We start from the raw sequence: 25,105 nt of genomic DNA on the forward strand, positions 1-25,105 counted from the left end.
CGACGATCCGTGCACGACCCGAAGGAGCTCAGCCGTGATGCTGACCGCCTACGACCCCTTCTCCGCGACGTCCGCCGCCTTCCGCGCGCTCGACCAGCTGGCCGGTCGGGCCGGCACCACCACGGCCCGCCCGCTGGCCGGGATGCCGATGGACGCCTACCGGGTGGGTGACCACTTCGTCGCCCACTTCGACCTGCCCGGTGTCGACCCCGGCTCGATCGACCTGACCGTCGAGGGCACCACGCTCACCATCAGCGCCGAGCGTTCCGTGCCCCGGATCGAGGGCGCCGAGTGGTCGGTCGCCGAGCGCCCGTTCGGCAGCTACACCCGGCAGCTGGTGCTGGGGCGCAGCCTGGACACCGACCGGCTGGAGGCCAGCTACCACGACGGTGTGCTCACGGTGAGCATCCCGGTCACCGAGAAGGCCCGGGCCCGCAAGATCGAGGTGACCCGCGCCGACAGCCCGGTCGACGTGGCACCGCACAGCATCGAGGGCTCCGTCCGGGAGGACGCGGCCGCGCAGGGCTGAGCCCGGGCGCGTCCCCAGGAGGGGCGCCGACCACCCGGTCGGCGCCCCTCCTGCCGTTCACGCGCGAGCAGAGGAGACCCGATGAGCGACCCCCTGGACCGGCTCGACGACCCGGACTTCCCGGCGCTGACGATGAGCCAGGCCGCGTCGCTGCTCGGCGTCCAGGCCGCCTTCCTCCGCAGCCTCGACGCCGCCGGCACCCTGCACCCGCACCGCTCGACCGGCGGTCACCGGCGCTACTCCCGCCACCAGCTGCGCCTGGCCGCCCGCATGCGCGGGCTGCTCGACGAGGGCCACCTGCTCGCCTCCGCCGAGGCGATCGTCCGGCTGGAGGACGACCTCGCCGAGGCCCGGGCCGACGTCTCCCGGTTGGAGGACGCCGCCGACCGGCTGCGCACCGAGCGGGACGACGTTCGCCGTGAGCTGCGCGACCAGCAGGGCTCCGCCGGGTGACCGCTCAGCGGTGCACGCGCACGGCGAGCACCGCGACGTCGTCGTCGCCCCGGCCGGCCATGCCCTGGACGACGCGGTCGCACAGTGCCTCCAGCCCCAGAGCCGCACTCCCCTGGAGCCGGTCCACCAGCCACGCCGTGCCCTCGTCGAGCAGCACGTCGCGGCGCTCCACCAGGCCGTCGGTGTAGAGCACCAACGTGTCCCCGGGGTGCAGCAGCAGCTCGTGGTCGGTGCGGCGGGCCGCTGCGTCCAGGCCGAGCAGCAGCTCCGGCGGGCTGCCCAGCAGCGCCGCCCGGCCGGCCGCGGTGACCAGCACGGGCGGTGGGTGCCCGGCGTTCGACCAGCGCAACCGCACGGGGCCGCCCCCGGCGGGGGGCCCGGTGTCCAGCACAGCGACCACGGCGGTGACCAGGGTGGTCATCTGCAGGGTGCCGAACGCCCGGTCCACCGCCGTCAGCACCCCGGACGGCGAGCCGGGCACCGTCTGGGCGACCCCGCGCAGCATGCCGCGCGCCTGGGCCATGATGGCCGCCGCCGGCGCGTCGTGGCCGGCGACGTCGCCGATGACCAGCACGCTGCCCCCGTCGGCGTGCGGGAAGGCGTCGTACCAGTCCCCGCCGACCTGGGCGTGCCGGGCGGCGGGCAGGTAACGCACCGCGGTCTGCACCCGGTCCAGCGCGGGCGGGTCGGTGAGCAGGCTGCGCTGCAGGGCCTCGGCGAGGGTCAGCGCCGCCCGGCTGGTGGCGGCCTGCACGCTGGCTCGGGCCAGCTGCTGCTCGCGCGCGAGCCGCACGGTGGCCCCGCCCACGGCGACCGCGCCGGCGACGGCGAGACCGGCCAGCCGGACCAGTTGCCCGCCGATCGCGTCCTCGCCGTACTGCCGGTCGTAGACGCCCAGCGCCAGGGTGGCCAGCAACGCGAGCGCGGCGTAGCCGGCGGTGGGCCGCCGGCCGAGCACCAGCGCGGCGAGCAGCGGGACCATCACCAGCAGGCCGAGCACCACCTGCTCGCGGCCGAGCAGGACGTCGACCACGGAGACCGCGGCCAGCACGCCGAGGGGCAGGGCGTGCCGGGCGCGCACGGACCAGACCACCGACGCCTCCTCCTGACACCCTGGGGCCGCGGCGCCAGCGGCGCCGGTGCTCGCGCCGGCCGCGGTCATGCTCCCAGACCGGCCGCCGGCGTGACGGAGCCGCGCGGTACCCGCGCGTGGGTCCGCTTCCTCCGGGATCGGTGCCGTGGTCTCATGGGGGCCGAACTGCGACGGCAGTGGAGGAAGCCCGGTGCGAACCCGGCGCGGTCCCGCCACTGTGACCGGGGAGCCCGTCCCCACGCTCGACCACTGGCCCCCCGGGGCCGGGAAGGTCGGGGACGGGCGTCGATCCGGGAGCCAGGAGACTCCAGCCGTCGTCCCTGCGATTCCGGGCGTGGACACCCGGGAGAGGACGACCCCGTGCCACCCATCGCCCTGCCGCCGCGTGCCCTACCACCGAGCTCGGGCCGCACCACCCCGCCGGACACCCGTGCACATCGCTGAGGGCTTCCTGCCGCCGGCCCACGCCGTCGGCTGGACGATCGCCGCCGCACCGTTCGTGGTGCACGGCGCCCGCGCGGTCGCCACCGAGGTGCGCCGCAACCCGGAGTCCACGCTGCTGCTGGGGGCCGCCGGGGCCTTCACCTTCGTGCTGAGCGCGATCAAGCTGCCCTCGGTCACCGGGTCCTCCTCGCACCCGACCGGGACCGGGGCCGGGGCGATCCTGTTCCGGCCCCCGGTGATGGCGCTGCTCGGCACGGTGGTGCTGCTGTTCCAGGCGCTGCTGCTGGCCCACGGCGGGCTCACCACGCTGGGCGCCAACGCCTTCTCCATGGCCGTGGTCGGGCCCTGGGTGGGCTACGGCGCCTACCGGCTGACCCGCGCGCTGACCGGCAACCTGCTGGCGGCGGTCTTCGCCGGCATGGCCCTGGCCGACCTGGCCACCTACGTCACGACGTCGCTGCAGCTCGCCCTGGCCTTCCCGGACGCCGAGACCGGCTTCGCCGGCGCCGCGGTCAAGTTCCTCGGCGTCTTCGCCCTCACCCAGGTCCCGCTGGCGATCGGCGAGGGGCTGCTCGGCGTGCTGCTGTTCCGGGCGCTGATCAGCAACGCCCGGCCCGAGCTGGTGCGCCTGGGCGTGCTGCCCGCCGAGCCCGACGACGTCCTGCCCGACACCCCGGCCCCCGCGGGCACCTCCCCGGCCGCCCCCTCCACGGACGACGGCGACGGGGCGCACCGGTGACCCGCCGCCACCTGGTCACCGCCCTGCTGGTGCTGGCGGTGATCGCACTGTTCGCCGCCCCGTTGCTGCTCGACGGTGACGCCGGCTACGCCGGTACCGACAGCCAGGCCACCGCCGCGATCGAGGAGTCCGACCCCGGCTACCGGCCGTGGACCGAGCCGTTCTTCTCCCCCTCCTCGACCGAGGTCGAGTCGGGGCTGTTCGCGCTGCAGGCGGCACTCGGCGGCGGGGTCCTCGGGTACGTGCTCGGCCGGCTGCGGGGCCGGCGCGCCGCCCGGGACGCCACCGCGACGCCCACCACCGCACCGGTCCGCACCGCGCCCGAGGAGCAGGACCGGCACCGGTGACCGGTCTGGCCGTCGACGACGCCGCGTGGGCCAGCGCCTGGCGCTCGCGCTCCCCCGGTGACAAGGCACTGCTCTCCCTGGGGCTGGTGCTGTGCGCCCTGCTGCTGCCGGTGTGGCCGGGCAGCGTGCTGGTCGGGCTGACCGCCGTGGCCCTCGCCCTGGGGCCGGCGCGGGTCCCGGCGCGCACGTTCGGCCGGGCGGTGCGGTTGCCGCTGGCCTTCGTGGCCGTCGGAGCGCTCACCTCGGTCGTGCAGCTCGGCGGCGGGCCGGGCTGGGCGCCGGACGCGGCACAGCGGGCCGGCGCGCTCGTCGGGCACGCCCTGGCCGGCGGTGCGGCGGTGCTGCTGCTGGCCACCACGACACCGATGTCGGACCTGCTGCCCGCGCTGCGCCGGCTGCGGGTGCCGGCCGCGGTCGTCGAGGTCGCCTCGGTGACCTACCGGCTGCTGTTCGTGCTGCTGGAGAGCCTGCACACCATCCGCGAGGCGCAGACCGCCCGGATGGGCCACTCCACGGTGCGCCGCTCGTTCCGCTCCTCCGGCGTGCTGGCCGCCGCGGTGCTGACCCGCTCCTGGGACCGTGCCCGGCGGCTGCAGGACGGGCTGGCCGGCCGCGGCATGGTCGACGGCCTGCGGGTGCTGCCCGAGGTGCTGCCCAGCTCGCGGCGGTTCCTCGCCGCCACGGTGACCGGCCTGACCGCGATCGTCGTCGTCTCGCTGACCGTCGGGGGTGCTGCCGGATGAGCCACCACCACCTCGCCGCCACCGGCCTGGTCGTCGGCTACACCCGGGGCACCCGGGTGCTGGACGGCGCCTCGCTCAGCATCCCGGAAGGCCGCCGGCTGGCGCTGCTCGGCGCCAACGGCTCGGGCAAGACGACGCTGCTGCGCTGCCTGTCCGGCGCGTTGGAGCCGGCACGCGGGCAGGTCACCGTCGACGGTGTCGCCGTGGCGCGCTCCCGGCGCGGCCTGCAGGCGCACCGGCAGGTGGTGCAGCTGGTGCTGCAGGACCCGGACGACCAGCTGTTCAGCGCCTCGGTGGCCCAGGACGTGTCGTTCGGGCCGCTGAACCTCGGGCTGCCGGAGCCTGCGGTGCGCGAGCGCGTCGCGGAGGCCCTGGAGCTGCTCGGCGTCGGGGGGCTGGCGTCCCGGCCCACGCACCAGCTGTCCTTCGGCGAGCGCAAGCGGGTGGCCATCGCCGGGGCGGTGGCGATGCGCCCGTGCGTGCTGCTGCTGGACGAGCCGACCGCCGGACTCGACCCCACGGCGGTGACCGAGGCGCTGGCCGCGCTGGCCCGGCTGGGCGCCTCGGGCTCCACGGTGGTGCTGAGCACCCACGACGTCGACCTGGCGCTGGCCTGGGCGGACGAGGTCGCCGTCGTCGTCGGCGGGCAGGTGGTGCAGGGCCGCCCGGACGACGTGCTCGGAGACGACGAGCTGCTCGCGCGGGCCCGGCTGGACCGGCCCTGGACGCTCACCCTCGGTGCACGCCTGCAGGAGCTGGGCCTGTTGCCCGCCGGCCCGCTGCCCCGGGACGTGCCCGGGCTGCTCGCCGCGCTGCCCACCGCGGTGGGCGCGCAGCTGCCGACCTCGGCTCAGTAGAAGACTCGGCTCAGTAGAAGATCCGGGTCGCCGGGGAGCCGAGGCCCCACATGGCGTTCATCCGGTCGGCGGTGTGGTCGTAGGCGGCTTCCTCGGCCCGGGTGAGCGCGAGGTCGCGGCCGGGTGGGTTGCCCGAGAGCCGGGCGACGAGCAGCTGGGTCTGCTCGGTGTCGGCCAGGTCGAGCAGGCCTGCGACCCGGGCGATCTGGGAGACCAGCTCGGTGCGGTGCACCGGGTGCCGGGGGTCGGTGCTCAGGGTGTGCGCGTACCCGTCGACCACGCCGGCGACGTCCCGGTCCAGGCCGGGGTTGCCCAGCGCCTGGGCGGTGAGCGAGAGGGTGCGGATGTCGGCGAGCGGCAGCACGAGCACGCTGAGCGGCGCCCGCGCGTGGGAGCCGTCGGGGGCCAGCAGGCGGCCGTGCTCGGGACCCAGCGACTGGGTGGGCGTGAGCGCCTCGATGAGCCGCTGCACGGCGCCGAGGGCGACCTGACCGGCCAGCGGGGCGGGCAGCTGCAGCGGCTGGCGCTCCAGCGGCGGGTCCTCCTCGTCGTCGGACTCCCAGGTGGCGAGCGCGCAGAGCAGCTCCTCCAGCGTGGCCAGGGGCGGCAGGAACTCACCGTCGAGGTCGACGACCAGCACGGTGCGCTCGGCGCGGTGGCCAGCGTGCTCGGAACGGCCGCTCATCCCTGCGCTCCTCCAGTTCCTCGTCCTCGTGTCAGTGTGCGCGCGGGGTACGACGGTCCGCGCCTGCAGCAGCGCCTCCCGTGCACCCGCGCGGCGACGCACCGTGCGGGCTGGCCGCCCCGCACGGGGGGAACGGGGCGGCCAGCTGCCCTGCACTCTCCCGGCACCGTGACCTGCCCGTCCAGCGCGCCGGAGGTCGCCTCACCCGTCCGACGGAGGCCCACCGGGACGGGCCCGCGCGGCTTGGCATCATGACCGGCGAGGCGCCTCCGGCCACGGGGTGCCGCCCTGGCGAGGAGAACCCATGACCGGCCCCGAGGTGCTGGCGCTGGTGGTGGGGGCGGTGACCGTCGCCGCGCTGGCCCGCCGCCTCGGCCGCCAGGCCCCGCTGCTGCTGGTGCTCGTCGGCTTCGCGGTCAGCTTCCTGCCCGGCGTCCCGCAGCTGGAGATCGACGGGGAGCTGCTGCTCGCCGTCGTGCTGCCGCCGCTGCTGTACTCCGCGGCGCTCGGGGTGTCCTACCGCGGGTTCCGGGCGCTGATCGCACCGATCGTGCAGCTGGGCGTCGTGCTGGTGGTGGTCACCGCCGTCGTGGTGGCCCTGGTGGCGCACTGGGTGGTGCCCGGCCTCCCGCTGCCGGCGGCCCTCGTGCTGGGCGCGGTGGTCGCGCCGCCGGACGCGGTGTCCGCCGCGGCGATCGGGCGCCGGCTCGGCCTGCCCCGGCCGGTGATGACCGTGCTGTCCGGGGAGAGCCTGATCAACGACGCCGCCTCCCTGACCTTCTACAAGGTGGCCCTGGTGGCCGCGGTCGGTGCCGGCACCGGTGGCGGTCTCGGGGTGGACTGGACCGATGCCGGGCGCACCTTCGCGCTGGCCGTCGTCGCCGGGGTGGCCACCGGGCTGGCCGTCGGCGTGCTGGTGCACGCGGTGCGGCTGCGGCTGGACGACCCGGTGGTGGAGTCGGTCGTCGGCCTGCTCGTGCCCTTCGCGGCCTACCTGCTGGCCGAGGAGCTGTCCGGGTCCGGCGTGCTGGCCGTCGTCGCCGCGGGGCTGTACCTGGGGCACCGCTCGCCGGAGGCCGGGTACGCCAGCCGGCTGCAGGAGCGGCCTCTCTGGGCCTCGCTGGACCTGCTGCTCGAGGCGGTGGTGTTCGCCCTGATCGGCCTGCAGCTGCGCCAGGTCGCCGAGGCGCTGCAGGCCTCCGAGCGCTCCAACGCCTCGCTGATCGGCGCCGCGCTGGCGGTGCTGGCCACCGCGGTCGTCGTCCGGCCGCTGTTCGTGTTCGGCATGCAGGCCCTGCGGCGGGGGCCGTGGCCCCGGCGCCGCGGGAGCCGGCCACCACGGGCCAGCTGGCAGCAGCAGGCGGTGCTGTCCTGGACCGGGATGCGCGGGGTGGTCACGCTCGCTGCCGCGGCCGCGGTGCCGGCGAGCTTCCCGGAACGGGACGTGCTGCAGCTGCTGGCCTACACGGTCACCATCGGCACCCTGCTGCTGCAGGGGCTGACCCTGCCCTGGGTGATCGACCGGCTGGACGTGCGCGACCCCGGTCAGGCGGCCCGGGACGCCGAGGCGGAGGCGCACGTGGCCGAACGCGCCACCGCCGCGGCGCTGATCCGGATCGCCGAGCTGGAGGCCGAGCTCGCCGAGCGGGTGGGCGCGGAACGGGCCGCCGAGGTGGCCGGGCGGATCCGCGCCCCCCTGCAGGCCCGCAGCCGGATGCTCACCCAGGCGGTGCGCGCGGAGGAGGACGAGGCCGCACGCTCGCGCGGCCGGGCCCAGGTGTTCCGCCGGGCACGGCAGGAGGTCCTCCAGGCCCAGCGCCGGGTGCTGAAGGAGGAACGGGACAAGGGCCACGTCAGTGACGAGGTGATGCGGGCGGTGCTGCAGGAGCTGGACTACGAGGAGGCTGCGACGGCGAGCTCCTGGGTGGGTCGGCTGTGACCGCACGCGCCCCGCACGCCGGCCCGGACGGCTGGCGGTACTGACCCGGTCCCCCTCTCTCACGGACTCGCCGGCGCGCCTATTCACTTGGTGTGTACTCGTCGTGTAGACAGTCGGCATGTCGTTGACCGAGCTCCACCTCGCCCTGCTGGCCGGTGCCCCGCGGCACGGCTACGACATCAAGCAGGAGCACGACGCGTGGTTCCCCGACAGCCGGCCGCTGCCGTTCGGGCAGGTGTACGCGACGCTGGCCCGGCTGCAGCGCGACGGGCTGGCCGAGGTGGTCGAGACCCGGGTGGACGGCGGCCCGGAGCGCACCGTCTACGCCCTCACCGCCGAGGGCGAGCAGCGCCTGCGCACCTGGCTGGCCGAGCCCGCGCCCCCGACCGGGACCGGCGCCGAGGAGATCGTCCGCAAGACCATCGCCGCGCTGCACACCGGCATCGACGTCCAGGGCTACGTTGCCCGCCAGCGCACCGCGCACCTGCGCCGGATGCGCGAGCTGGGACAGGTGCCGGCCGGCGCCGGGCCGGCCGAGCGGCTGGTGCGCGAGCACCTGGTGGCCCACCTGGACGCCGACCTGCGCTGGCTGGACCTGGCCACCGACCTGCTCCGCACGCCGTCCCCCCGCCCGACGCCCGAGAGGACCAGCTCATGACCAGCAGCGCGCTCACCCTGTCCGGGGTCAGCCACTCCTACGGCCGGACCCAGGCCCTGCGCGACGTGAGCCTGAGCGTGGCACCGGGCGAGGTCGTGGCGGTGACCGGCCCCAGCGGCTGCGGCAAGTCGACGCTGCTGCTGATCGCCGCCGGCGTGCTGCGCGCCCAGAGTGGTCGGGTCACCGTCGCCGGCACCGACCTCTCCGGTGCCGACGACACCGCCCGGGCGCTGGTGCGCCGCAGGTCCGTGGGCCTGGTGCTGCAGTTCGGCCAGCTGGTGCCCGACCTGCCGGTGCTGGACAACGTCGCGCTGCCGCTGCTGCTGGAGGGCCACCCGCCGGCCGACGCCCGGGCCGCGGCCGCGGGCTGGCTGGACCGGGTCGGTCTCGCGGTCGGCCCGGCGACGCTGCCGGCGGAGCTCTCCGGTGGTCAGACCCAGCTCGCCGCGGCCGCCCGGGCCCTGGTGCACGGCCCGGCCCTGCTGCTGGCCGACGAGCCCACCGCCAGCCTGGACACCCGGTCGGGGCGGGCACTGCTGGAGCTGATGGTGAGCACCACCGTGGCTGCCGGCGGGTCGGTGCTGCTGGTCACCCACGACAACACCGTGGCCGCGCGGGCCGACCGCGAGGTCCGGCTGCGCGACGGTGTGATCGAGCACGAGGTGGCCCTCTCGTGAAGACCTCGACCGCCTGGCTGATCGCCCGGCCCCGGACGTCGGCCGGGCGCACCCGCGCCCTGCTCGTCGCCGGTGGGGCCGCCACTGGGGGCGGGCTGCTGATGACCGCGGCCGGCGTGCTGCGGGTGCCCGGCCAGACCTTCGAGTACGCGGCTGACGGCAGCTACACGTCTTTCTCGACCGGTGAGTACTCCGCGCTCGCGGTGCAGGCGGGGCTGCGGCCGGGACTGCTCACCGGGATCCTGCTGCTGGTGCTGCCCTCGCTCGCGCTCACCTGGCAGGCGGTGACCACCGGCAGCGCCCGGCGGGCGGCCGTGCACGAGGGGCTGCGGCTGAGCGGCGCGGGTCCGGCCGACCTGCGCCGGGTGGCGGTGCTGGAGCCCGCGGTCGCCGGGGTGGCCGGGGGGCTGCTGGCCGGCCCGGTGTACCTGCTGCTCTGGCTTCTGCTGCACGTCGCCGCTCCGCCGAGTGCGCGGCTGCTGCCCGGGCTGTCGCCGTGGGACGCCGCCTCCTGGCTGGTCGTCGTCGTGCTCACCGCGCTCGTCGCCGGCGCGGCGGGGGCGTACGCGGCCACACCGCGGGCCCGGCGGCCGGTGCGAGCCTGGCCACGGCTGCTGACCGTGGCGGCTGGGGTCGCCGCCTTCATCGCGGTGGTCACCTCCCCCCGCGACCTGGACCAGCGCGCACTCGAGACCACGCTGAACTGTGTCGCACTGACCGTCCTGGCCCTGGGCCTGCTCTCCACCGGGGCCCTGTGGGTGAACTCGCGAGCAACCCGCCTGGCCCGCTCCGGGACGGCGGTCGACGTGCTCGCCGCCGGGGGCCTGCGCACCCTGGCCGGGCCCGCCGGGCGCACGGCGGGCACCACCTGCGTGGCCGGCCTGACCCTGGGGGTGGCGGGCTCGCTGACCGGGGCCCTGCTGGGGCCCGACCTCTCGCTGGCCGAGAACGTGCCCGCTCTGGTGCTCACCTGCACCGCCGCCCTGCTGGCCGTGCTGGCCGCCATGACCGCCATGGCGCTGGCCGCCACCGACGACCTGGTCACCACCAGCCGCGCGGTCGCCTCGACCGCGGCACTCGGCGCGGAGCCCGCCGTGCTGGAGCAGGTGCAGCGGCGCCGGCTGGCCGTGGTCACCACCGGCCCGCTCGTGGCCGGCACCGCGCTGGGTGGCCTCTACGGCCTGCTCGACCAGAGCCTGACCGCGGTGGCCGGCGCCCTGCTGACCATCGGGCTGTCGGTGCTGCTGGCGCGGGCGATCACCGCAGCGGTGCTCCGGGTGCTGCGGCCGCGGATCGCCCGGGCCGCGGCGCCGTCGTGGCTGCGGGTGGCCTGATGCGCGCCGACCGGCGGGACCCGGGACAGGCCCAGCCGTCCGAGCCGGCCACCGTCACCGCGGCACGGCAGCTCGCCGACGAGGCGCGTGCGACCTGGCGCACGCCCCGCCCGCCACGCTCCCGTCCGGTCCGCCTGGCGCGGCAGGCAGCCCGCGCCCGCGCGTCGGCCCTGCGCGCCGAGCCACCTGGCCGGGACACCTGACCGGAGCACGGCCTACCCGCTGATCAGCCGGCGACCGCCGCCCCGGCGCTCGCCAGGACCGCCGTCGACACCGCACTGGCCAGCGCGGCCCGCCGGTGCCGGGGCCAGACCAGCGCGGCGGGCAGCATGCTGGCCAGGTGCAGGACGTCGAGCACGACGCCGGCCCGCACCGCCCCCGGCAGCGGCCGGGCCAGCAGCAGGGCGTGCTGGGCGAGGAGCCGGGCACCGAGCACCCGGACCACCGCCGGGGGCACACCCGGCTCGCCGGGGGCGACGGCGCGCACGACTCGCGCCGGGCGCAGCAGCAGCACCCCTCCCCAGGCGGCGCCGACGAGCGACACCGCCCGGCGCGCTCCCGGCCCGGTCACCGACGTCGCCGGAGGGCGGCCAGCCCACCGACCGCGCCGGCGGCCGCGGCGGCGAGCAGGCCGTGGTGGCGGCTGGCCCAGATCTGGGCGTCCCAGCTCCACTGCTGGTCGGCGAAGCGGCCCTCGGCGCCGTAGTCGCGCCCGGCGGGCCCGTCGGCCGGGGCGTCCAGGTTGCCGGCGGTCGCGGCGTCGTCCGAGGCGGGCTCGTCGGTGAGCTGCCCGTCGACCCCGGTGCGGGCCAGGTACCAGTCCATGAACTGCGGCCACACCTCAGCGCCGAGCACCGTGTACACCGTCGGCACGCCGACCCACCAGGCGCGGCGGCGCGGGTGCTCGCTGGCGTGCACCAGGCAGTCGGCCATCAGCTCCGGGGCGTAGATCGGCGCGACCGGCTGGGGCTTCCTGCCCGTCTTGTTGCGCAGCCAGTCGAACTGCGGGGTGTTGACGCCCGGCAGGTCCACCCGGGTGATCGCCACGTTGCTGCCGGCGGCCCGCAGCTCGGTGTGCACCGCCTCGGTGAAGCCCTTGACCGCGTGCTTGGCGCCGCAGTACGCGCTCTGCAGCGGGATGCCCCGCCGGCCCAGCGCCGAGCCGGTCTGCACGACCACCCCGGCGTCCCGGGGGCGCATCCGGGACAGCGCCGCCATCGTCCCGTGCACGAAGCCCAGGTAGGTCACCTCGGTGACCCGGCGGTACTCGGCCGCGGTGAGGTCGGCGAACGGCGCGAACACCGAGCTGAACGCCACGTTGCACCACACGTCGATCGGGCCCAGCTCGGCCTCCACCCGTTCGGCTGCGGCCTCCACGGCCTCGGCGTCGGCCATGTCGACCGGCACCACCAGCGGGATGCCACCGGCGGCCCGCACGTCGGCGGCCGCGGCCTCCAGGCCGGTCACGCCGCGGGCGAGCAGCGCCACCCGGTCACCCCGCCGGGCGAACGCGACGGCCGTCGCCCGCCCGATCCCACCGCTGGCACCGGTGACCACCACGGTCCTGCTCATCACGGCTCCCCCGCTGTCGACGACGACGTCGACTGTCCCCCACCGGCCGGCACCCCGCCCGTCAGAGGGCCGGGACGAGCAGCAGCAGGGCCGGCAGCAGCAGCAGCGCGACCGCGCAGGCCAGCGCGGTCGCCCGGCCGGTGGCACCGAGCGGCGGGGGCGGCTCCAGCAGCCGGGCCACCCGGGCCGAGACCACACCCCCGGTGACCGCCAGCGCGCCGCCGGGCACCAGACCGTGGCCGGACGCGCCGCCGGCGGCGGCCACGATCGCCGCGGCCAGCACCCGCCGCGGGCACGGGCCGGGCACCGAGCGCAGCGCGACGTCGTCGGCGCGCATCTCCACCAGGTCGCGGACGGCGTCGTGGGCCCGGTCCGCGGCGGGCAGCACCGGCAGCGCGGCCCGCCAGGCGACGAAGGGCAGCAGCAGCAAGTGGTGCCGCTCGTCCAGGTGCGCCTGCTCGTGCGCGACGACGGCGCCCAGCTGCGCGTCGTCCAGCTCGGCCACCATGCCCGAGGAGAGCACCAGCAGCGGGCGGGCACCGGGGATGCAGAACGCCACCGGCGCCGGGTGTTCCAGCAGCCGGGCCTCCGGGGCGCCGCGCTCGGACGCCGCACAGCCGGGCAGGCCCGCGCCGGGCTGCACGATCAGCTCGAGCAGCTGCCGGTGCCGGGTGCGGGTACGCGCGGTGTGCACCAGCGAGAGCAGCAGCACCCCGGTCAGCTCCAGGAACAGCACCCCGGCCAGCGTCATGGCGATCCAGTGGTCGCCGCGCACCGCCTCGCCGGCCGGCGCCCCGGTCCAGAACGCCCAGACCGCCGCCGGCAGCGACGTGCCCCACGGGGCCAGGCCGTGCACCAGCAGCGCGCCGATGATCGACAGCCCACCGGCCAGGCCGATCGCCTGCCAGCAGAGCAGTGCGACCAGCGGGTCGCGCCGCGGCCAGGACGACCGGGCGAGCGCGGCCGGCACGGGCCAGGCCAGCAGCGCGGCGAGCACCGCCAGCACCAGGGCCGACGCGGGCAGCACCGCCTCAGCCGGCGCGGTCGGCGTCGTCCGGGAGCGGGTCGGGGCTCGCCCCGCCCAGCAGCCGGCGCAGCAGGCTGGCCTCCCCGGCACTGACCGAGCCCACGAACCGGGCCAGCGCCGCCTGCCGGTCGCCGGCCTGACCCAGCACCTCGTGCATGAGCTGGGCGGTGTGCTCCTCCCGGGTGGCCCGGGCGCGGAACCCGCGCGGGCGGGCGTCGTCGTGCTCCACGAAGCCCTTCTGCTCCAGCCGGCCGAGCACCGTGTGCACGGTGGTGAGGGCCAGCCCGCGGTCGGCCAGCTCGTCCCGCAGCGCGGCCGCCGTCACCGGCGCGCCGGCCGCCCACAGCCGGTCCATGAACACGCGCTCGAGCTCCCCCAGCGAGGCCATCGTCCCTGCCCTCCGTCGATCCGTCCCACCAGTTCTACCTGACGTAGAAGTCACACGGCCTGTGTTCTACGTGTCGTAGAAATGTAGTTCTACTGAGCGTAGAACTGTAGGTGCAGCGATCGTACGACGACTGGGGGGACCCACGGTGGACACGCTCGACATCGCCCGGTGGCAGTTCGGCATCACCACCGTCTACCACTTCCTGATGGTCCCGCTGACGATCGGGCTGGGGCTGCTCGTGGCCGTCATGCACACCATGTGGGTGCGCACCGACAAGCCGGAGTGGCTGCGGATGACCCGCTTCTGGGGCCGCATCTTCCTGATCAACTTCGCCCTCGGCGTGGCCACCGGGCTGGTGCAGGAGTTCCAGTTCGGCCTCGCCTGGAGCGAGTACTCGAAGTTCGTCGGGGACGTCTTCGGCTCGCTGCTGGCCATGGAGGCGCTGCTGGCCTTCTTCCTCGAGTCGACGTTCCTCGGCCTGTGGATCTTCGGCTGGGGACGCATCCCCAAGAAGCTGCACCTGGCATCGCTGTGGGCGGCGGTCATCGGCTCCACCGTCTCGGCGTACTTCATCATCGCGGCCAACAGCTGGATGCAGCACCCGGTGGGCGTGGTCACCGACGACGCGACCGGCCGCCCGCTCCAGGTCGACTTCTGGGCCGTGCTGACCAACAACACCGCCATCGCCGCCTACACGCACACGATCGTCGCCTCGCTCATGGTGGCCGGCACGCTGCTGGTCGGCATCGGCCTGTGGCACCTGCGCAAGCGGGTGCTCGCCGGCCGCCCGACCACCGACGTGGACCACGCCGTGTGGCGCCGCTCGGTCCGGCTGGGCGGGTTCGTCACCCTCGCCGCGTTCCTGCTCGTCGCCCTGACCGGCGACTACCAGGGCAAGCTGATGTACGCCCAGCAGCCGCTCAAGATGAGCTCGGCCGAGGCGCTGTGCGAGACCGAGGCGCCGGCGTCCTTCTCGATCTTCGCCTTCAGCAAGCTCGGCAGCAACGAGTGCGACGACGTCCGGTCCTTCACCATCCCCTACGTGCTGTCCTTCCTGGCGCACGGCGACTTCTCCACCGCCGTCCCCGGGGTCAACGAGCTGCAGGCCCAGTACGCCGAGACCTACGGCGCGACCTACCCCGACGACCCGTCGTTCGGCGCCAAGGCCGGCGAGCCGATCGACTACACCCCGCTGCTCGCGGTCACCTACTGGGGCTTCCGGCTCATGATCATCATGGGCGCGGTGTCCGCGGCGGTGTCGGCCTACGCCCTCTGGTCGACCCGCAAGGGCCGGGTGCCGACCTCCCGGATCGGCGTCTACGGCACGCTCGCCGCCGTCGCCGCGCCGTTCGTGGCCAATGCCTCGGGCTGGATCTTCACCGAGATGGGCCGCCAGCCGTTCGTCGTCTACCCCAACCCGGACGTGCCGGTCGCCGACCAGGTGTACTTCTTCACCGCCCAGGGCGTCTCCCCCGGCATCACCGCCGGCGAGGTCTGGACGTCGCTGATCGCCCTGGCCCTCGTCTACGGGGCACTGGCCGTCGTGGAGCTGGGCCTGATCACGCGGTTCGTCCGCCGCGGGGTCACCACCGGCGACACCACGCCCACCCCCGGCATCGGTGGCGGGCCCAGCACCACCGACCCCACGCCGGACGTCGAGCCCGAGCACGTGGACGACGACGTCCTCCAGTTCGCCCACTGACCGACCAGGAGCCCTCCTCATGGACCTGCAGACCGTCTGGTTCGTCGCCGTCGCCGTGCTCTGGACCGGCTTCCTGCTGCTGGAGGGCTTCGACTTCGGGGTCGCCGCCCTCATCCCGGTGCTGGGCCGGCGCACCGCGGACCGGCACCTGATGCTGCGCACCGTCGGCCCGCTCTGGGACGGCAACGAAGTGTGGCTGGTGACCGCCGTCGGCGCCACGTTCGGTGCCTTCCCGATCTGGTACGGCAGCTGGCTGCCGGCGCTGTACCTGCCCTTCGTCGGCGTGCTAGTCGGCCTGATCGTGCGGGCCGTCGGCTTCGAGTGGCGGCACTCCTCGCACGACGAGCGCTGGGACCGCACCTGGACCCGGATCATCACCGGCGGCTCGCTGGTGGCCTGCCTGGGCCTCGGTGCGGCGCTGGGCGCCACCACCCTCGGCCTGCCGATCGGCGCCGACGGGGTGCGGGTCGGCGGCGCGTTCTCCGGGCTGCACTGGCCGGCCCTGCTCGGCGCGGTGGCGGTGCTCGCCTTCGCCCTGGTGCACGGGGCGCTGTTCCTGGCGCTGAAGACCGACGGCCCGCTGCGGCTGCGGGCGCGCGCCTTCGCCCTGCGCTGGTCGCCGGTCGCGGCGCTGCCGCTGCTGCTGTGGGCCGGGCTGGTGCAGCTGCGCCAGGGGACGACGCTCACCGGGTTCCTGTGGGTGGTGGCCGCGCTGGCCGTGGTGCTCACCTGGTCGCAGGCCAAGCTGGACCGTGAGGGCCGGGCCTTCGCCGGCTGGGCGCTGACCCTGGTCGCCTCGATGGCCACCGTGTTCGGCGCGGCCTACCCGGTGGTGCTGCCCTCGACCATCGACGCCGCCTTCGACCTGACCGTCAGCTCCGCCTCGGTCAGCGACTACACCCTCACGCTCATGAGCTGGGTGGCGGCCGTGGGCCTGCCGGTGGTCATCGGCTACCAGGCCTGGACGTACTGGGTCTTCCGCACGCGGCTCACCGCCGGGCCGCAGCAGGAGGACGCCGCAGCCGGCACCGGCAGCGGGGCCGGGACCGGGTCGTGACCCGCGAGCCGCGCGGGCCGCTGGCACCGCTGGCGGGCGTACCGGGCCTGACCGGCACGCTGGTGCGGGCCGGGCTGGTGGCCCTCGCGCAGACCGCCGGGCTGGTGCTGCTCGCGGCCGGCCTGGCGCACGCCGTGGCCCGGGTCGCCGGCGCCGCGGACGGCTCCCCGGTCACCCCGCTGGTGCTCGCCACCGTGGGTGCCGCGGTCCGCGCCGGTGCCGGCGCGGCCGGCGAGCTGCTCGCGGCCCGGGACGCCCGGCGCGCGGAGGGCCGGCTGCGCCGCGCACTGCTGGTCCGGCTCACCACGTCCCCGACCGCCGTGCGCACCGCCGGCGGCCCCGGCTCGGCCGCGGTGCTGGCCACCACCCGGCTCCAGGACCTCTCCCCAGCGCTGGCCACCTACCTGCCCGCGCTGGCGCAGACCCTCGTGGTGCCGCCGGTGCTGCTGGTGGTGCTCGCGGCCACCGACCTGCTGTCCGCCGTCCTGGTGGCGGTGACGCTGCCCCTGGTGCCGGTGTTCATGGCGCTGGTGGGGCTGTACACCCGGGACCAGACCACCGCCGCCGCCCGGGCGCTGGACCGGATCGCCGCCCACGTCGCTGAACTGGTGCGCGGCCTGCCGGTGCTGACCGGGCTCGGCCGGGCCGCCGACCAGGTGGCCGCGCTGCGCGAGCTGGGCGACGCCTCCCGCACCCGGACGCTGGCCACGCTGCGGCTGGCCTTCCTCTCCGCCCTGGTGCTGGAGCTGATCGCCACGCTGTCGGTGGCGCTGGTGGCGGTCACCGTGGGCGTGCGCCTGGTGCACGGTGACATGGCGCTGGCCGCCGGGCTCACCGCGCTGCTGCTGGCCCCGGAGGCCTTCGCGCCGCTGCGCGCACTCGGCTCGGCGTTCCACGCCGGCGAGGCCGCCGCCCTCGCCGCGACCGAGGCCCGCGCCGTCCTCGCCGCCCCGCCCCCGACCCCGACCCCAACCCCGACCCCGACCCACCGCACTTTTTCGGGCTCAAGTCCGGCGTCGTCGCTCTCACGTCAGACTCCGTCTGGCTCGGTTGAGACCCTTTCGGGCTCAAGTCACGCTGTATCGACGGCCCCGGGCTCAGGTCAGGCGTCGAGCGGGGTGGTGGTGCGGGGACTGACCGTGTCGTTCCCCGGCCGCGGCCGGCCGGCGCTGGCCGGGGCCGACCTGGAGGTACGGCCCGGGGAGCTGGTGGCGCTGCGCGGCCGCTCCGGGTCGGGCAAGTCGACGCTGCTCGCCGCGCTGGCCGGCACCCTGGACCCGGACTCGCGGGTCGAGGGCACGCTCACCCGGCCGGACGCGGTCGCGGTGGTCCCACAGCACCCGCGCACCACCGCGGACACCGTCGCCGACGAGCTGCGCCGGCACGCCGCGCCGACCCCCGGGATGGACGCCGTCGTCGCCGAGACGCTGGTCATCGAGGCGCTGGCCCTGGTCGGCGCCACGGCGCTCGCCGGCCGGGCCTGCCGCACGCTGTCCCCCGGTGAGCTGCAGCGGGTGGCGCTGGCGCGCGCACTGGTCCGGCTGCGCCGCGGCGCCACGCTGCTGCTGCTCGACGAGCCCACCGCCCACCTGGACGACGACGCCACCGCCACCGTGGCCGGCGTGCTGCGCGGCCTGCGCGGCCGGGTGCCGGTGCTGCTGGTGACCCACGACCCGGTGCTCGCCGCCCTCGCCGACCGCACCGTCACGCTCCCCACCCCCGCTTTCTGTACAGAAAGCCCAGCGGCGGTGTCCCCTCGGCCGGCTTTCTGTACAGAAAGCGCGGGAACGCCCACCCCCCACCCCGCTTTCGGTACAGAAAGTGCGGGAACGCCCACCCCCCACCCCGCTTTCTGTACAGAAAGTGTGGACGGCGGGGGGCTGGGCTGGCCGCGGCGGGCGCTGGTGCGCGCGGCACTGGCCGGGACGGCGTCCGCCGGCGCGGGCGTGGCGCTCACCGCGGTGTCCGGGTGGCTGGTGGTCCGGGCGTCGGAGGGCCCGCAGATCCTGACGCTGATGACCGCCATCGTGGGCGTGCGGCTGTTCGGCATGGGCCGGGCGATGCTGCGCTGGCTGGAACGGGTCACCGCGCACGACGCCGCCCTGCAGCTGGCCGCGACCACCCGGGTGCGGGTGTGGGCGGCGCTGGCCCGGCAGGGCATCGCCGCCGAGCGCACGCCCGGGCACGCGCTGGCCCGAGTGGTCGGCGACGTGGGCCTGCTGCAGGACCTCTCGGTCCGGGTGCTGACGCCGCCGCTGGTGGCCGGCGCCGTGGTCACGCTCGCGGCCGGCGCGCTGGCCCTGGTGGACCCGGTCGCCGCGGGGGTGCTGCTGCTGGTGATCGTCGTCGCCGTCCTGCTGCTGGTGCTGCTGCACCGCCGGTTCGACGCCGGGGCCGCGCGGGAGGAGGCGGGGCTGCAGGTGGCCGCGCTGCAGCAGACCAGCGCGCTGCTCGACGGCCTGGCCGACCTGCGGGCGCACGGGGTCGCGGCCGGCGCGGTCGCCGACCTGGACGCGCTGGCCGCCCGCCGGGACGCCTCCGCCGTGCGGTCGGCCCGGGTGGCGGCGCTCTCGACGCTGGTGATCGGCCTGGCCACCGGGCTGGCCGCGGTGCTGGCGCTGGCCGTGGGCTGGAGCGGGGTGCGCTCGGGGGCGATCAGCGCACCCACCGCCGCCGCGCTGGCGCTGACCCCGCTGGCACTGGCCGAGCCGCTGGCCGGTCTCGCGGCGGCCCTGCAGCGGCGGGGTGCACTGCAGGACGCGCGCGCCCGGCTGGAGGCCGTGCTCACCGCCCCGGTGCCGGCCGACCCGGCCGACCCCCTGGCGTTGCCCCGGCCGGTGCGGGAGCTGAGCACCGAGGGTCTGGTCGCCGGCTGGCCCGGCGGGCCCGACGTGCTGCGCGGGGTCGACCTGCGGGCCGCGGCGGGCACGAGTTGGCTGGTGGTGCGCGGGCCGTCGGGCACCGGCAAGTCGACGCTGCTGGCCGTGCTGCTCGCCGCGCTGCGGCCCCGGGCAGGCCGCTACGCGGTGGCCGGGATCCCGGCAGACACCGTCAGCGGGGACGAGCTGCGCAGCGCCGTCGCCTGGCTTCCGCAGGAGGCCCACGTCTTCGCCTCCAGCATCCGGGCGAACCTGGCCCTCGCCGCCCCGCGCGGCCGGCTGACCGGCGCCGACGGCGAGGCCCGGATGCACCGGGCGCTGGCCGCGGCCGGCCTGGGAGAGCTGGTGGCCGGGCTGCCCCAGGGCCTGGACACCACCGTCGGCAGTGGCGGCACCGCGCTCTCCGGCGGGGAACGGCGCCGGCTCGCGGTCGCCCGGGCCCTGCTGGCCGACCGCGACGTGGTGCTGCTGGACGAGCCGACCGCGCACCTGGACGGCCCCACCGCCGCCGCGCTGGTGCGGGACCTCCGGGTGGCACTGGCCGGGCGCACCGTGGTCTGCGTGACCCACGACCCGCTGGAGGAGCCCGGGGACACGGTGCTGCGCCTGGGTGCCGCCGAGCACGCGCACGCCGGCTGACCTGCGCGGCGGACGGTGCGATCGGCGTCGTCGCGGGCGTGATCGCAGGTGAGCTCAGCAGCCGGCCGCCGTCCCGGCCGGGGACGGCGGCCGGCCGTGGGTGACCCCTCCGGCAACGTGTCAGGAAGAGGCGACGCGACGCCGGGGCGTGGTACCGAGCCGGTGCAGGGCTGGCCGGTCAGCCAGGAGCACACGGTCGACACCTGCACCCGCGCAGAGCACCAGCGGTCGAACTCCCCTCCCTGCCTGCCGGCGCGTTCTGGCACGCTCAGCGGCCATGGGCACCTCGCCGTCCGACGACGACACGCTCGCCCCGGACGCCGGCGCGCCGCCGGGCGGGGCGGAGGCGCAGGCCGCCGAGCGCCGGCGCGCCCGGCACCGGCACCCCCAGGACGACGACGCCGACGAGGCGGGTGACGGCACGGGTCTCACCACCGCCCCGGGCGACACCCTCGCGCCCGAGGCCGCCGCACCCGAGACACACGCTCCCGAGGCACCCACACCGGAGGAGCCGCCGGACGTCGCGGGCTCACCCGCCCTCCCCCGGCGCACCGGCGTCACCGGCAAGGTGTTCCTCGGCCTGAGCGTGGACGGGTACATCGCCCGGCACGACGGCGACCTGACCTGGCTGACCAGCCGGGGCCAGGCGGCGGGCGACGCGGGCTACACCGAGTTCATGGCCGGCATCGACGCCGTGGTGCTGGGCCGCACCACCTACCAGGTGGTCGCCGGCTTCAGCGAGTGGCCCTACGGCGAGCGGCCGGTGCACGTGCTCAGCACCACCCTGGGCAGCGGCGACGACCCCCGGGTGACGGTGCACCGGTCGCTGCCGGAGCTGGTCGCGGCCCTGGAGCAGGCCGGCTCCGGCGACGTGTACCTGGACGGCGGGCTGGTGGTCCGCTCGTTCCTCGCCGCCGGGCTGGTCGACGAGCTGACCCTCTCCCAGGTGCCGGTGCTGCTCGGGGAGGGCGTGTCGCTGTTCGGTCCGCTGCCGCACGACATCGACCTGGAGCACGTGCGCACCCAGGTGTTCGGCGGCGGGATGGTGCAGACCACCTACCGGGTGCACCCCGGGTGGAGCGGCACCTGACCATCCGCGCTCACGCGGGCACGTCCACCGCCACCTCGGGCCCCAGCGTCGCGCCCACCAGCTCCAGGTCGTCACCGGACCAGAAGCTGCCCGGGTCGTAGGAGGTGCGCGGCCGGTCGGCGCGCAGCAGGCCCATCGCGGTGTAGGTGGTCGCCACCAGCTCGGCGCAGTAGACGGTCTCCGCGGAGGTCTCCCGGCGCAGCCGCCCGGCGACCCAGCCGCTGGCCAGTGCGCGGGTGGTCGGGAACGGCCGGCCGTCCAGGCGGGCGATGGTGCGCAGCACGGCGTCCTCCATCTGCCGGGTCACGCCGCCGTCGTCGGCCGGTCCGACCAGCTGGCGCAGCCAGGCACGCTGGCCGTAGCGCTGCCGCCAGGTCACCACGGCATCGCGCAGGTCGTGCAGCTGGACCCCGCGCTGCCGCTGCCCGCTCCACACGTCGACCAGCGAGCGCCCCAGCTCGGCGTGCCAGAGCAGCGGCGGCAGGTCCTCGAGCACCACGGCCATGCCCACGTGGTTGACCGGGGAGTTGGTGGCCGCCTGGATGGCCCGGTCGGCGATCGACGCCCCGCGGAACAGCCAGACGTCGCCGGTGCGGGTGAGGTCGACGGCGTCGTCCAGGCTCAGGGCGGGGGCGCGCCGGCGGTCGACCACGCGGTCACGGTACGTGCCCCGGCTGCCCGCAGCCGGTGCACCCGGTCGAGGGACTGTCCTGGCGCTTGTGACCGACGGCACACTATGGTGCAGCATGCGGATCTGGAAGCTGATCGGACTGGCCGGCGTCGCGGCCACCGGCATGATGGCCACCCGGGACGACCGGGGCCGTCCTGCCGCGCCCGACGAGGAGTGGGGCTCGATGACGCTGCACGTCGACCCGGACATGTGCGCCGGCCCCCGGCACACGCCCTACCCGCGCGAGACAGCGGGCCGGCGCCGGTCCCGGGCCACCGCCCGCCACTGAGCACGGGCGTCACCGGTCGGGCGCCCGGGCCGCCACTACGGTGACCGGCATGCGTCTGTGGAAGCTGCTCGGGCTGGCCGGCATCGCGGGGGTCGCGGCGACCGGCGCGGTGCTGGCCCGCGACGAGCGGCAGCGCCGCGCCTACACCCCGGACGACGTCCGGACCCGGCTGCGCGAGCGTGCCGCCACCGCGGGCACCGACCCCGAGCCGGCCCGGGCACGGCAGCTGACCGGCGACCACCGCCCGCTGGTGCCCGCGCCGGGCACCCGCGACGGCATCTGGCTCGTCCCGGCCGCCACCACCCGCCGCGGCCGCCTGCGGCAGCGGGCCCGCTGGCAGCTGCGCCACCTCCCCGTGCTGCCCGGCCCGCTGCGCCGGGTCAACCGGTGGGTGCACCACCCCGGTCCGCAGCCCGACACGGGTGCCGCCGATGGCCCTGCCTGAGCTCCCCGCCGAACGGCACCGCGTGGTGGCCGGGCTGTTCACCGAGCGGGTGCGAGGCACCCGGTCCTGGGACGTGCCGTCACCGGTCGACGGGTGGGCCGCCCGGGACGTCGTCCGGCACCTGACCGGGTGGTCCACCGGGTTCCTGGCCTCCGGCGCCGGGGTGCGGCTGCCGGCCGGCCCACCGGTGGACGAGGACCCGGTGGCGGCGTGGCTGGTGCACAGCGACGGTGTGCAGGCCGTGCTGGACGACCCGGCGACCGCCGGCCGGGAGCTGGAGAACGCGCACCTGGGCCGGCTGCCCGTCGCCGCCGCGATCGACCGGTTCTACACCGCCGACGTCCTCATGCACACCTGGGACCTCGCCCGCGCCACCGGCCAGGACGACCGGCTGGACCCCGCCGCCTGTGCCGACCTGCTCGCCGGGATGGTGCAGATGGAGCAGCTCCTGCGCGCCTCCGGGCAGTACGGGGCGCGCGTCGACGTGCCCGCCGACGCCGACGTGCAGACCCGGCTGCTCGGCTTCATCGGCCGCGACCCGGCCTGGTCCCCGAGCTGAGCCGCGAGCCCTGCCCCGCGCTGAGGACCGGCCCGGTCAGCCTGCGCCCGGTGGGAGCGCCACGCCCTCGTCCTTGAGGACGACGCCCGACGCGCCCAGCTCCCGGGACGCGGTGAGCAACGCGGCCAGCGTGTCCGCGGCCTGGGCGTAGCCGAGCCCGTGCGGGGGCCGGACGTTGGAGATGCAGTTGCGCTCGGAGTCGGCCCGCCCGGTGCGCGGCCCGTGGGTCAGGTAGATGCCCAGGCTGTCGGCGGAGCTGAGCCCGGGCCGCTCGCCGATGACCACCACCACGATTCGGGCGCCGAGCGCCTCGCCGACCGGGTCGCCGAGGGCCACCCGCGCCTGGTGGGCCAGGACCAGCGGCCCCACGCTCCAGCCGGCCAGCCGCTCCAGCAGCGCGGCGACCAGCCCGGCGGCGTGGTCGTGCACCGCGCGCGGCGACAGCCCGTCGCCGACCACGACCGCCAGGTCGCACTCCCCCGCGGGCAGCTCGGTGCCGTCGGCCAGCCGACGTCCGAGGTCGGGGCGCTGCAGGTAGGTGGCCCGGTCCGGCGCGGCCGAGTGCACCTCCAGCAGCTCCCGGTCCACCCCGGCGCCGGCCATCGCGCGGCGCAGCAGGCCGGCGTCCAGGGCGGTGTGCACGGCGTCCCGGGCGGCGGCGTGCGCGGCGCGGAACTCCAGCCAGCGGGCGGTCGGCAGCCCGTCCCCGGCCCGCCCGAGCGCCACCCGCGCCCGGGTGGCCCCGCGCAGCACCGACCAGGGGTCGTCGCCCATCGGCACGTCCGCCGGGACGCTCATCGGATTGCTCACCGGGCGGCGGCGAGCAGGGCGCGGGCGGCCGGCGCGTCCGGGGTGAGCTCGCGGACCCGGCCGTCGTCACCGAGCAGGTCCATCCGGGTCAGCCAGGCCTCGAACTCCGGTGCCGGCCGCAGCCCCAGCACCTGCCGGGCGGTGAGCACGTCCTGGAAGCTCAGCGACTGGTAGTGCAGCATCACGTCGTCCGAGCCGGGGACGGCGATCACGAACGAGCAGCCGGCCGCCCCGAGCAGCAGGGTCAGGGTGTCGGTGTCGTCGCCGTCGACGTCGGTGTGGTTGGTGTAGCAGACGTCGACGCCCATCGGCAGGCCGAGCAGCTTGCCGCAGAGGTGGTCCTCCAGCCCGGCGCGGACCACCTGCTTGCCGTCGTAGAGGTACTCCGGGCCGATGAACCCGACCACGGTGTTGACCAGCAGCGGGTCGAAGTGCCGGGCGACGGCGTAGGCGCGGCACTCCAGGGTCTGCTGGTCGACCGGCAGGCCGCCGACGCCGAGGTGCGCGCCGGCCGACAGGGCCGAGCCCTGGCCGGTCTCGAAGTAGCTGACGTTCCGGCCCACGACGCCGCGGCCCAGCTCCCGGGTGGCGCCCACGGCCTCGGCGAGCAGGTCCAGGGTGACGCCGAACCCCTCGTTCCCGCCCTGCGTGCCGGCGACCGACTGGAACACCAGGTCGACCGGTGCGCCCTGCTCCAGGGCGCGCAGCGTGGTGGTCACGTGCGCCAGCACGCACGACTGGGTGGGGATCTCGTAGCGGGCGATCACCTCGTCGACCAGCTGCAGCAGCGCGATCGTCTGCGCCGGGGAGTCGGTGGCCGGGTTGATGCCGATGACGGCGTCGCCGCTGCCGTGCAGCAGCCCGTCCAGGATGGAGGCGGTCACCCCCACGGCGTCGTCGGTGGGGTGGTTGGGCTGCAGCCGGGACGCCAGCCGGCCCGGCAGCCCGATGGTCGAGCGCAGCCCGGTGACCACCCGGGCGCGCCGGGCGACGGCGACCAGGTCGGCGTTGCGCATCAGCTTGCTCACCGCGGCGACCATCTCCGGGGTGAGCCCGCGGGCCAGGCCGCTGATCGCCACCTCGTCGCCGGCCGCGGCGCGGTCGAGCAGCCACTCCCGGAACGCGCCCACGGTCAGCCCGGACACCGGGGCGAAGGCCGCCGCGTCGTGCGTGTCCAGGATCAGCCGGGTGACGTCGTCCTCGTCGTAGCCGACGACCTGCTCCTCCAGGAAGGTGGCCAGCGGCACCTCGGCCAGGGCCAGCTGGGCGGCGACCCGCTCGGCCTCGGAGGACGCCGCGCAGCCGGCCAGCACGTCGCCGGAGCGGTGCGGGGTCGCCCGGGCCATCAGCTCGGTCAGGGAGCCGAACTCGTGGGTGTGCCCGCCCAGGGTGGTGCGCCGGGTGGTCATCGGACGCCCTCGTCCGCGGTGGGGTCGACCGTCATGGCGCAGCCTCCGGCTGTCAGCACCCGGGGGCCCGG

Annotated in this window: 26 protein-coding genes and 1 riboswitch; of the genes, 17 read left to right on the forward strand and 9 right to left on the reverse strand. The window is 76.4% G+C overall.

Annotated elements, in window-relative coordinates; all coding sequences use genetic code 11:
• The first annotated feature begins 37 nt into the window (after positions 1-37).
• Positions 38-529 carry an Hsp20/alpha crystallin family protein gene (locus G1H19_RS19775; protein WP_152727949.1) on the forward strand — a complete coding sequence of 164 codons (492 nt, stop codon included), beginning with the start codon at positions 38-40 and terminating at the stop codon, positions 527-529.
• Positions 530-610: 81 nt separating this feature from the next.
• Positions 611-982, forward strand: coding sequence for a MerR family transcriptional regulator (locus G1H19_RS19780; RefSeq protein WP_152727491.1), 372 nt, complete (start codon positions 611-613; stop codon positions 980-982).
• A gap of 4 nt (positions 983-986) precedes the next feature.
• Here the strand turns inward: G1H19_RS19780 and G1H19_RS19785 are convergent, their stop codons facing one another.
• Positions 987-2,075 carry a PP2C family protein-serine/threonine phosphatase gene (locus G1H19_RS19785; RefSeq protein WP_235927917.1) on the reverse strand — a complete coding sequence of 363 codons (1,089 nt, stop codon included), beginning with the start codon at positions 2,073-2,075 and terminating at the stop codon, positions 987-989.
• 180 nt (positions 2,076-2,255) lie between these two features.
• A riboswitch (cobalamin riboswitch) is annotated at positions 2,256-2,382 on the forward strand.
• Between the two features lie 123 nt (positions 2,383-2,505).
• On the opposite strand from G1H19_RS19785, the gene G1H19_RS19790 reads away from it, so the two are divergent.
• The 4 genes from G1H19_RS19790 to G1H19_RS19805 are packed head-to-tail and all read left to right on the forward strand — an operon-like array spanning position 2,506 to position 5,205.
• Positions 2,506-3,258 (forward strand): energy-coupling factor ABC transporter permease, encoded by a 753-nt coding sequence (locus G1H19_RS19790; RefSeq protein ID WP_162392311.1) that lies wholly within the window; start codon positions 2,506-2,508, stop codon positions 3,256-3,258.
• Complete coding sequence (locus tag G1H19_RS19795; RefSeq protein WP_162392312.1) at positions 3,255-3,605, forward strand: energy-coupling factor ABC transporter substrate-binding protein; 351 nt, start codon at positions 3,255-3,257, stop codon at positions 3,603-3,605. The genes G1H19_RS19790 and G1H19_RS19795 overlap by 4 nt, the downstream gene beginning before the upstream one ends.
• A complete protein-coding gene (gene cbiQ, locus G1H19_RS19800; protein ID WP_162392313.1) occupies positions 3,602-4,348 on the forward strand; it encodes a cobalt ECF transporter T component CbiQ in 747 nt (248 codons plus the stop codon). Before G1H19_RS19795 ends, cbiQ begins: the two co-directional genes overlap by 4 nt.
• Positions 4,345-5,205 carry an energy-coupling factor ABC transporter ATP-binding protein gene (locus G1H19_RS19805; protein ID WP_152727490.1) on the forward strand — a complete coding sequence of 287 codons (861 nt, stop codon included), beginning with the start codon at positions 4,345-4,347 and terminating at the stop codon, positions 5,203-5,205. Before cbiQ ends, G1H19_RS19805 begins: the two co-directional genes overlap by 4 nt.
• A gap of 10 nt (positions 5,206-5,215) precedes the next feature.
• On the opposite strand, the gene G1H19_RS19810 is transcribed toward G1H19_RS19805, so the two are convergent.
• Positions 5,216-5,890, reverse strand: a complete 675-nt coding sequence (locus G1H19_RS19810) for a LuxR family transcriptional regulator (RefSeq protein ID WP_152727489.1) — start codon at positions 5,888-5,890, stop codon at positions 5,216-5,218.
• A gap of 304 nt (positions 5,891-6,194) precedes the next feature.
• Here G1H19_RS19810 and G1H19_RS19815 point away from each other — a divergent pair, with 304 nt between their 5' ends.
• The 4 genes from G1H19_RS19815 to G1H19_RS19830 all read left to right on the forward strand — a co-directional run bounded on the left by G1H19_RS19815 (position 6,195) and on the right by G1H19_RS19830 (position 10,498).
• Positions 6,195-7,829, forward strand: coding sequence for a Na+/H+ antiporter (locus G1H19_RS19815; protein ID WP_152727488.1), 1,635 nt, complete (start codon positions 6,195-6,197; stop codon positions 7,827-7,829).
• 118 nt (positions 7,830-7,947) lie between these two features.
• The gene (locus G1H19_RS19820; RefSeq protein WP_152727487.1) at positions 7,948-8,487 is read left to right on the forward strand and encodes a PadR family transcriptional regulator; all 540 of its coding nucleotides are present in this window, start codon (positions 7,948-7,950) and stop codon (positions 8,485-8,487) included.
• Complete coding sequence (locus G1H19_RS19825) at positions 8,484-9,164, forward strand: ABC transporter ATP-binding protein (protein WP_152727486.1); 681 nt, start codon at positions 8,484-8,486, stop codon at positions 9,162-9,164. Before G1H19_RS19820 ends, G1H19_RS19825 begins: the two co-directional genes overlap by 4 nt.
• Positions 9,161-10,498, forward strand: coding sequence for a hypothetical protein (locus G1H19_RS19830; protein ID WP_152727485.1), 1,338 nt, complete (start codon positions 9,161-9,163; stop codon positions 10,496-10,498). Before G1H19_RS19825 ends, G1H19_RS19830 begins: the two co-directional genes overlap by 4 nt.
• 226 nt (positions 10,499-10,724) lie before the next feature.
• Here the strand turns inward: G1H19_RS19830 and G1H19_RS19835 are convergent, their stop codons facing one another.
• The 4 genes from G1H19_RS19835 to G1H19_RS19850 all read right to left on the reverse strand — a co-directional run bounded on the left by G1H19_RS19835 (position 10,725) and on the right by G1H19_RS19850 (position 13,485).
• The gene (locus G1H19_RS19835) at positions 10,725-11,042 is read right to left on the reverse strand and encodes a hypothetical protein (protein WP_152727484.1); all 318 of its coding nucleotides are present in this window, start codon (positions 11,040-11,042) and stop codon (positions 10,725-10,727) included.
• Between the two features lie 23 nt (positions 11,043-11,065).
• Positions 11,066-12,070: an SDR family oxidoreductase gene (locus tag G1H19_RS19840; RefSeq protein ID WP_152727483.1), complete on the reverse strand. Its 1,005-nt coding sequence runs from the start codon at positions 12,068-12,070 to the stop codon at positions 11,066-11,068.
• 61 nt (positions 12,071-12,131) lie between these two features.
• Positions 12,132-13,097 carry a M56 family metallopeptidase gene (locus tag G1H19_RS19845; RefSeq protein ID WP_162392314.1) on the reverse strand — a complete coding sequence of 322 codons (966 nt, stop codon included), beginning with the start codon at positions 13,095-13,097 and terminating at the stop codon, positions 12,132-12,134.
• 4 nt (positions 13,098-13,101) lie between these two features.
• Positions 13,102-13,485 (reverse strand): BlaI/MecI/CopY family transcriptional regulator, encoded by a 384-nt coding sequence (locus tag G1H19_RS19850; RefSeq protein WP_152727482.1) that lies wholly within the window; start codon positions 13,483-13,485, stop codon positions 13,102-13,104.
• 145 nt (positions 13,486-13,630) lie between these two features.
• Here G1H19_RS19850 and G1H19_RS19855 point away from each other — a divergent pair, with 145 nt between their 5' ends.
• From G1H19_RS19855 to G1H19_RS23585, 4 genes are all read left to right on the forward strand, one after another.
• Positions 13,631-15,187 (forward strand): cytochrome ubiquinol oxidase subunit I, encoded by a 1,557-nt coding sequence (locus tag G1H19_RS19855; RefSeq protein ID WP_162392315.1) that lies wholly within the window; start codon positions 13,631-13,633, stop codon positions 15,185-15,187.
• Between the two features lie 19 nt (positions 15,188-15,206).
• Entirely contained in the window at positions 15,207-16,244 is a 1,038-nt protein-coding gene (gene cydB, locus G1H19_RS19860; RefSeq protein ID WP_152727481.1) for a cytochrome d ubiquinol oxidase subunit II, read from the forward strand.
• On the forward strand, positions 16,241-19,762 hold the full coding sequence (gene cydC / locus G1H19_RS19865; RefSeq protein ID WP_162392316.1) for a thiol reductant ABC exporter subunit CydC: 3,522 nt from the start codon (positions 16,241-16,243) through the stop codon (positions 19,760-19,762). The genes cydB and cydC overlap by 4 nt, the downstream gene beginning before the upstream one ends.
• A gap of 277 nt (positions 19,763-20,039) precedes the next feature.
• Complete coding sequence (locus G1H19_RS23585) at positions 20,040-20,852, forward strand: dihydrofolate reductase family protein (protein WP_235909173.1); 813 nt, start codon at positions 20,040-20,042, stop codon at positions 20,850-20,852.
• A gap of 10 nt (positions 20,853-20,862) precedes the next feature.
• Here the strand turns inward: G1H19_RS23585 and G1H19_RS19875 are convergent, their stop codons facing one another.
• A complete protein-coding gene (locus G1H19_RS19875) occupies positions 20,863-21,504 on the reverse strand; it encodes a hypothetical protein (RefSeq protein WP_235927918.1) in 642 nt (213 codons plus the stop codon).
• A gap of 94 nt (positions 21,505-21,598) precedes the next feature.
• Between G1H19_RS19875 and G1H19_RS19880 the strand changes: the two genes are divergently transcribed.
• The 3 genes from G1H19_RS19880 to G1H19_RS19890 are packed head-to-tail and all read left to right on the forward strand — an operon-like array spanning position 21,599 to position 22,815.
• Positions 21,599-21,811: a hypothetical protein gene (locus G1H19_RS19880; RefSeq protein ID WP_152727479.1), complete on the forward strand. Its 213-nt coding sequence runs from the start codon at positions 21,599-21,601 to the stop codon at positions 21,809-21,811.
• A gap of 49 nt (positions 21,812-21,860) precedes the next feature.
• Positions 21,861-22,256 (forward strand): hypothetical protein, encoded by a 396-nt coding sequence (locus tag G1H19_RS19885; protein WP_152727478.1) that lies wholly within the window; start codon positions 21,861-21,863, stop codon positions 22,254-22,256.
• Entirely contained in the window at positions 22,243-22,815 is a 573-nt protein-coding gene (locus G1H19_RS19890; protein WP_152727477.1) for a TIGR03086 family metal-binding protein, read from the forward strand. Before G1H19_RS19885 ends, G1H19_RS19890 begins: the two co-directional genes overlap by 14 nt.
• Before the next feature lie 36 nt (positions 22,816-22,851).
• On the opposite strand, the gene eutC is transcribed toward G1H19_RS19890, so the two are convergent.
• Both eutC and G1H19_RS19900 read right to left on the reverse strand, forming a co-directional pair.
• On the reverse strand, positions 22,852-23,613 hold the full coding sequence (eutC, locus tag G1H19_RS19895) for an ethanolamine ammonia-lyase subunit EutC (protein ID WP_152727476.1): 762 nt from the start codon (positions 23,611-23,613) through the stop codon (positions 22,852-22,854).
• Between the two features lie 8 nt (positions 23,614-23,621).
• Positions 23,622-25,034: an ethanolamine ammonia-lyase subunit EutB gene (locus G1H19_RS19900; RefSeq protein ID WP_152727475.1), complete on the reverse strand. Its 1,413-nt coding sequence runs from the start codon at positions 25,032-25,034 to the stop codon at positions 23,622-23,624.
• Between the last annotated feature and the right edge of the window lie 71 nt (positions 25,035-25,105).

The organism is Goekera deserti (genome assembly GCF_010685995.1).
Lineage (GTDB): Bacteria > Actinomycetota > Actinomycetes > Mycobacteriales > Geodermatophilaceae > Goekera > Goekera deserti.

Coding starts and splice junctions, on each gene's coding strand:
- G1H19_RS19825 (WP_152727486.1), top strand. CDS start 8,484: ATGACCAGCAGCGCGCTCACCCTGTCCGGGGTCAGCCACTCCTACGGC.
- G1H19_RS23585 (WP_235909173.1), top strand. CDS start 20,040: ATGGGCACCTCGCCGTCCGACGACGACACGCTCGCCCCGGACGCCGGC.
- G1H19_RS19815 (WP_152727488.1), top strand. CDS start 6,195: ATGACCGGCCCCGAGGTGCTGGCGCTGGTGGTGGGGGCGGTGACCGTC.
- G1H19_RS19885 (WP_152727478.1), top strand. CDS start 21,861: ATGCGTCTGTGGAAGCTGCTCGGGCTGGCCGGCATCGCGGGGGTCGCG.
- G1H19_RS19780 (WP_152727491.1), top strand. CDS start 611: ATGAGCGACCCCCTGGACCGGCTCGACGACCCGGACTTCCCGGCGCTG.
- G1H19_RS19900 (WP_152727475.1), bottom strand. CDS start 25,034: ATGACCACCCGGCGCACCACCCTGGGCGGGCACACCCACGAGTTCGGC.
- G1H19_RS19850 (WP_152727482.1), bottom strand. CDS start 13,485: ATGGCCTCGCTGGGGGAGCTCGAGCGCGTGTTCATGGACCGGCTGTGG.
- G1H19_RS19840 (WP_152727483.1), bottom strand. CDS start 12,070: ATGAGCAGGACCGTGGTGGTCACCGGTGCCAGCGGTGGGATCGGGCGG.
- eutC (WP_152727476.1), bottom strand. CDS start 23,613: ATGAGCGTCCCGGCGGACGTGCCGATGGGCGACGACCCCTGGTCGGTG.
- G1H19_RS19810 (WP_152727489.1), bottom strand. CDS start 5,890: ATGAGCGGCCGTTCCGAGCACGCTGGCCACCGCGCCGAGCGCACCGTG.
- G1H19_RS19775 (WP_152727949.1), top strand. CDS start 38: ATGCTGACCGCCTACGACCCCTTCTCCGCGACGTCCGCCGCCTTCCGC.
- G1H19_RS19805 (WP_152727490.1), top strand. CDS start 4,345: ATGAGCCACCACCACCTCGCCGCCACCGGCCTGGTCGTCGGCTACACC.
- cydB (WP_152727481.1), top strand. CDS start 15,207: ATGGACCTGCAGACCGTCTGGTTCGTCGCCGTCGCCGTGCTCTGGACC.
- G1H19_RS19820 (WP_152727487.1), top strand. CDS start 7,948: ATGTCGTTGACCGAGCTCCACCTCGCCCTGCTGGCCGGTGCCCCGCGG.
- G1H19_RS19890 (WP_152727477.1), top strand. CDS start 22,243: ATGGCCCTGCCTGAGCTCCCCGCCGAACGGCACCGCGTGGTGGCCGGG.
- G1H19_RS19880 (WP_152727479.1), top strand. CDS start 21,599: ATGCGGATCTGGAAGCTGATCGGACTGGCCGGCGTCGCGGCCACCGGC.